Source organism: Desulfocurvus sp., assembly GCF_023230885.1.
In the GTDB taxonomy this organism is placed as follows: Bacteria; Desulfobacterota; Desulfovibrionia; order Desulfovibrionales; family Desulfovibrionaceae; genus Desulfocurvus.
The window spans coordinates 1-3,739 of the sequence record NZ_JALNWM010000258.1; the positions used below are offsets into that span (position 1 = coordinate 1).

Annotated in this window: 4 protein-coding genes, 1 tRNA gene and 1 pseudogene; 2 read left to right on the forward strand and 4 right to left on the reverse strand. The window is 70.4% G+C overall.

Going from position 1 to position 3,739, the window contains the following annotated elements:
* From M0P34_RS14270 to rfbB, 3 genes and pseudogenes are all read right to left on the reverse strand, one after another.
* Window positions 1-328: pseudogene (locus tag M0P34_RS14270) on the reverse strand (hypothetical protein); the annotation flags it as partial.
* Between the two features lie 57 nt (window positions 329-385).
* Complete coding sequence (gene rfbD, locus M0P34_RS14275) at window positions 386-1,303, reverse strand: dTDP-4-dehydrorhamnose reductase (protein ID WP_291500308.1); 918 nt, start codon at window positions 1,301-1,303, stop codon at window positions 386-388.
* Entirely contained in the window at window positions 1,300-2,322 is a 1,023-nt protein-coding gene (gene rfbB / locus M0P34_RS14280) for a dTDP-glucose 4,6-dehydratase (RefSeq protein ID WP_291500311.1), read from the reverse strand. Before rfbB ends, rfbD begins: the two co-directional genes overlap by 4 nt.
* 255 nt (window positions 2,323-2,577) lie before the next feature.
* On the opposite strand from rfbB, the gene M0P34_RS14285 reads away from it, so the two are divergent.
* Together M0P34_RS14285 and M0P34_RS14290 are read left to right on the forward strand one after the other, a co-directional pair.
* Window positions 2,578-2,653, forward strand: a tRNA-Val gene (locus M0P34_RS14285).
* 79 nt (window positions 2,654-2,732) lie between these two features.
* The gene (locus M0P34_RS14290; protein WP_291500312.1) at window positions 2,733-3,185 is read left to right on the forward strand and encodes a tRNA (cytidine(34)-2'-O)-methyltransferase; all 453 of its coding nucleotides are present in this window, start codon (window positions 2,733-2,735) and stop codon (window positions 3,183-3,185) included.
* A gap of 132 nt (window positions 3,186-3,317) precedes the next feature.
* On the opposite strand, the gene M0P34_RS14295 is transcribed toward M0P34_RS14290, so the two are convergent.
* A partial coding sequence (locus tag M0P34_RS14295; protein WP_291500314.1) for a methyl-accepting chemotaxis protein occupies window positions 3,318-3,739 on the reverse strand: 422 nt, incomplete at its 5' end.

A 3,739-nucleotide genomic window follows, 5' to 3' on the forward strand; every position in this document is an offset into this window, starting at 1 on the left:
ACCTTGGCGGACAGCACGGTGAGGATACGATCATCACCGATGCGGCCGCTGCCATAATACAACTTGCCTCCGGGTCGAAAGCGACCGCCAGATTGGCCTGGCCCCGATCAAGCACGTGATCTTCGCGCAGCTCTTGCAGGGGCACATTGATGGCCACTTTGCGAGGCGCGGCCGTGGCCAGCTCGGCCATGGTGTTGCGCATGCTCGCGGGCGACAGGCTCAGGCCGCTGGCCTTGGACACGGCGCGCGAGCCCACGGGGCGGGCTGTGTCGATGTAGGCATCGACGATGGTCGTCAGGACCGCGTGCTGTCTGGGCGTGAGCTGCATGGCCGGCCCCCTCCTTGCAATTGCGGGGCGTTGCTGGTGCGGGGTTCGGCCTTGTGACTAATCACCGCCCCGGGGGGTGTCAACCGGGGCGGCCCCGGCGGCCATCTCGCACAGCACATAGTCGCGCACGGCCTGGACCCAGGGCCGGGGCGTCAGGCCCGTGGCGCGGGTGAAGCGCTCGGTGGACAGGGCCGAATAGGCCGGGCGCCGGGCGCGCTGGGGGTAGTCCGCCGATGTCACGGGGGTCACCACGCAGGGCACCCCGGCCATGCGCAGGGCCTCGGAGGCCAGCTCGCACCAGCTGGCCTCGCCGGAGTTGACCACATGGAAGACGCCCCGCGCGCCCTTGCCCGCCAGGGCCAGGCTGTATCTGGCCAGGTCCGGGGTGTAGGTCGGCGAGCCCACCTGGTCGTGGACCACGCTGACGCAGTTGTTGCGGCGGCACAGGTCGAGCATGGTGCGCACGAAATTCCGCTTGCCCGGGCCGAAGAGCCAGGCCGTGCGCACGATGAGCAGCCCGGGCGGGTCCAGGGCCAGCAGGGCGCGCTCGCCTTCGAGCTTGGTGCGCCCGTAGACGCTTTGCGGGTCGGTGGGGTCGTCCTCGCGGCGCGGGGCGTCGGCCTTGCCGCCGAAGACGAAGTCCGTGCTGTAGTGGACCAGGGGCACCCCGGCCTGGGCGCAGGCGCGGCCCACGATCTCGGGCAGCACGGTGTTCAGGCGCCGGGCCTCGTCGGGCTCGTCCTCGGCCTTGTCCACCTGGGTGTGGGCCCAGGTGTTGAAGACCACTCCGGCTCCGCAATCGCGGATCAATCCGGCCAGGCGTTCCTTGTCGAAGTCCTCGGCCCCGGGGCGCCCGGTGGCCTCGGCGCGCCGCCCGGCGGCCTGCAGCGCCGTGCACAGGGCCATGCCCAGCAGGCCCGTCCGTCCGCCCAGCACCAGCGCCGCCGGGCCGTCCTGTCCGCCTTTTGCGCTCATGACCTGTCCTTGTACCAGGAGTCCATGAAGCGGCGGTATTCGCCGCTGCGGATGGCCTCCACCCAGTCCTGGTTGTCGGCGTACCACGCCAGGGTGCGCTCGATGCCGCGCGCGAAGTCGTATTGCGGCGCGAAACCCAGCTCGCGGGCGGCCAGGGAGTGGTCCATGGCGTAGCGCCGGTCGTGGCCGGGGCGGTCCGCGACGAAGGAGATCAGCGACTCGGGGCGGCCCAGGGCGGCCAGGATGGTGCGCACCACTTCGATGTTGGGCAGCTCGGCGCCGCCGCCGAAATTGTAGACCGCGCCCGGGCGGCCCTTGAAAAGGGCCAGCTCCACGCCCCGGCAGTGGTCGGTGACGTAGATCCAGTCGCGCACGTTGGTCCCGTCGCCGTAAAGGGGCAGCGACTCGCCCCGCCGCGCCCGGGAGATCATCAGCGGGATGAGCTTCTCGGGGAACTGCCAGGGCCCGTAGTTGTTGGAGCAGCGGGTGATCACGGCGGGGTAGCCGTAGGTCTTCCAGTAGGCGCCGACGATGAGGTCCGCCGCGGCCTTGGAGGCGGAATAGGGGCTGCTGGGGTCCAGGGGCGTGGCCTCGGTGAAGGCCGGATCGTCCGGCCCCAGGGAGCCGTAGACCTCGTCGGTGGAGACGTGGACGTAGCGTCCGACCCCGGCCTGCATGGCGCAGTGCACGAGGTTCTGGGCGCCGCGCACGTTGGTGGCGATGAACGGCTCGGGGTCGGCGATGGAGCGGTCCACATGCGACTCGGCCGCGAAGTTGACCACGGCGTCGACGCGGTACTGCCTGAGCACGGCGGCCATGGCCACTGGGTCGGCGATGTCGGCGCGCACGAAGTGGTAGCGCCCGTCGCCGCGCGCCTCCAGGGGCGCGAGGTTGGCCCGGTTGCCCGCGTAGGTCAGCTTGTCGCAGTTGACCACCGTCAGGTCGGCGTGCCTGGCGAGCATCTCGTAGATGAAGTTGGTGCCGATGAAGCCGCACCCCCCGGTGACGAGCAAGCGCATGCAGGGTCTCCGTTTCCTGGTATCTCAAGTGGTTGCGTTGTGGCTGCCTACCGCTGGCCCGGCCACAGTAGCCTAAAACGCCGCCAGGGCAAACCCCGGCGGGCGGCGCGCAAAAATTTGCGGCGCGCAGAAAAAAAGTGCTTGCGTCCGGACTTGGGGATTGCTAATAGCTTGCCTCCGCGCAGGGGACATCGGGGCCGGGCAGACCGGCCGCTTGAATCCCGGGGCGCGGGGTGCTACAAGCACCCGAACAGTGGGCGATTAACTCAGCGGTTAGAGTGCCATCTTCACACGGTGGAAGTCCCTGGTTCAAATCCTGGATCGCCCACCACCGAATGCACGAGAGGCAAGCCTTGCGGGGCTTGCCTCTCTTCTTTGCCGGCGCTTGGCGCCGGACGCGGGGAGGGGCCGTGGAGCTGGTGCTGTTCGAGCCGGAGATTCCGCCCAACACGGGCAACGTGGCGCGGCTGTGCGCCGCCGCCGGGGTGCGCCTGAACCTCGTGGAGCCCCTGGGCTTTTCGCTGGACGAGAAGCACCTGCGCCGGGCCGGGCTGGACTACTGGCCGCATGTGGACGTGCATGTCCTGCCGGGCCGGGAGGCCCTGACCGCCCACGCGGCGGGGCGCCGCCTTGTGCTGTCCAGCGCCCGGCGCGGCGAGCGCTTCGACCGCTTCGTCTACCGCGCGGACGACCTGCTGGTGCTCGGCCCGGAAACGCGCGGCCTGCCCGAGGACCTGTTCGCGGCCCATCCCGACCATGTGCGCATCCCCATCCGGGGTGTGGTGCGCAGCCTGAACCTGTCCACCGCCGCCGGGGTGCTGCTCTACACGGCCCTGGCCGCCACCGGCCTGCTGCCCGACTGAACCCGCCGGGAGCCGGTGCGGCCGGTGCGGCTGGTGCGGCTGGTGCGGCTGGTGCGAAAAAAACGGCGACCCTTCCGGGCCGCCGTTTTTTTTGTCGTTGCGCTCCTGCGTCCGCCGTTGTGCGTCCGCCGCCTAGGAGGCCAGCTCCTTGAGCCGCGCGGCCAGGCGCCCCAGCTCGTCCACGGCCTCGGCCGAGGCGCTCATGCCCTGGGCCGTCTCGTTGGAGATGCGGTTCATGTCGTCCACGGCCTGGGTGATCTCCTCGCTGGAGGCCGACTGCTCCTCGGCCGCAGCGGCGATGGACTGCACCTGCCCGGCGGTGGACTCCACGATGCTTTGGATTTCGCGCAGGCGTTCGCCGGATTGGTTGGCCTTCTCGGTGGTGCGGGCGATTTCGTCCACGGCCTGCTCGGTGGCGCCGATGGCCTCGCGGGCCCCGCCCTGGATGGCGCCCACGGCCTGTTCCACCTCCTTGGTGGCGGTCATGGTCTTCTCGGCCAGCTTGCGCACCTCGTCGGCCACCACGGCGAAGCCGCGCCCGGCGTCGCCCGCCC

Bases quoted from the DNA above. Each gene is read 5' to 3' on its own strand.
- rfbB (WP_291500311.1), bottom strand. From the start codon at position 2,322: ATGCGCTTGCTCGTCACCGGGGGGTGCGGCTTCATCGGCACCAACTTC.
- rfbD (WP_291500308.1), bottom strand. From the start codon at position 1,303: ATGAGCGCAAAAGGCGGACAGGACGGCCCGGCGGCGCTGGTGCTGGGC.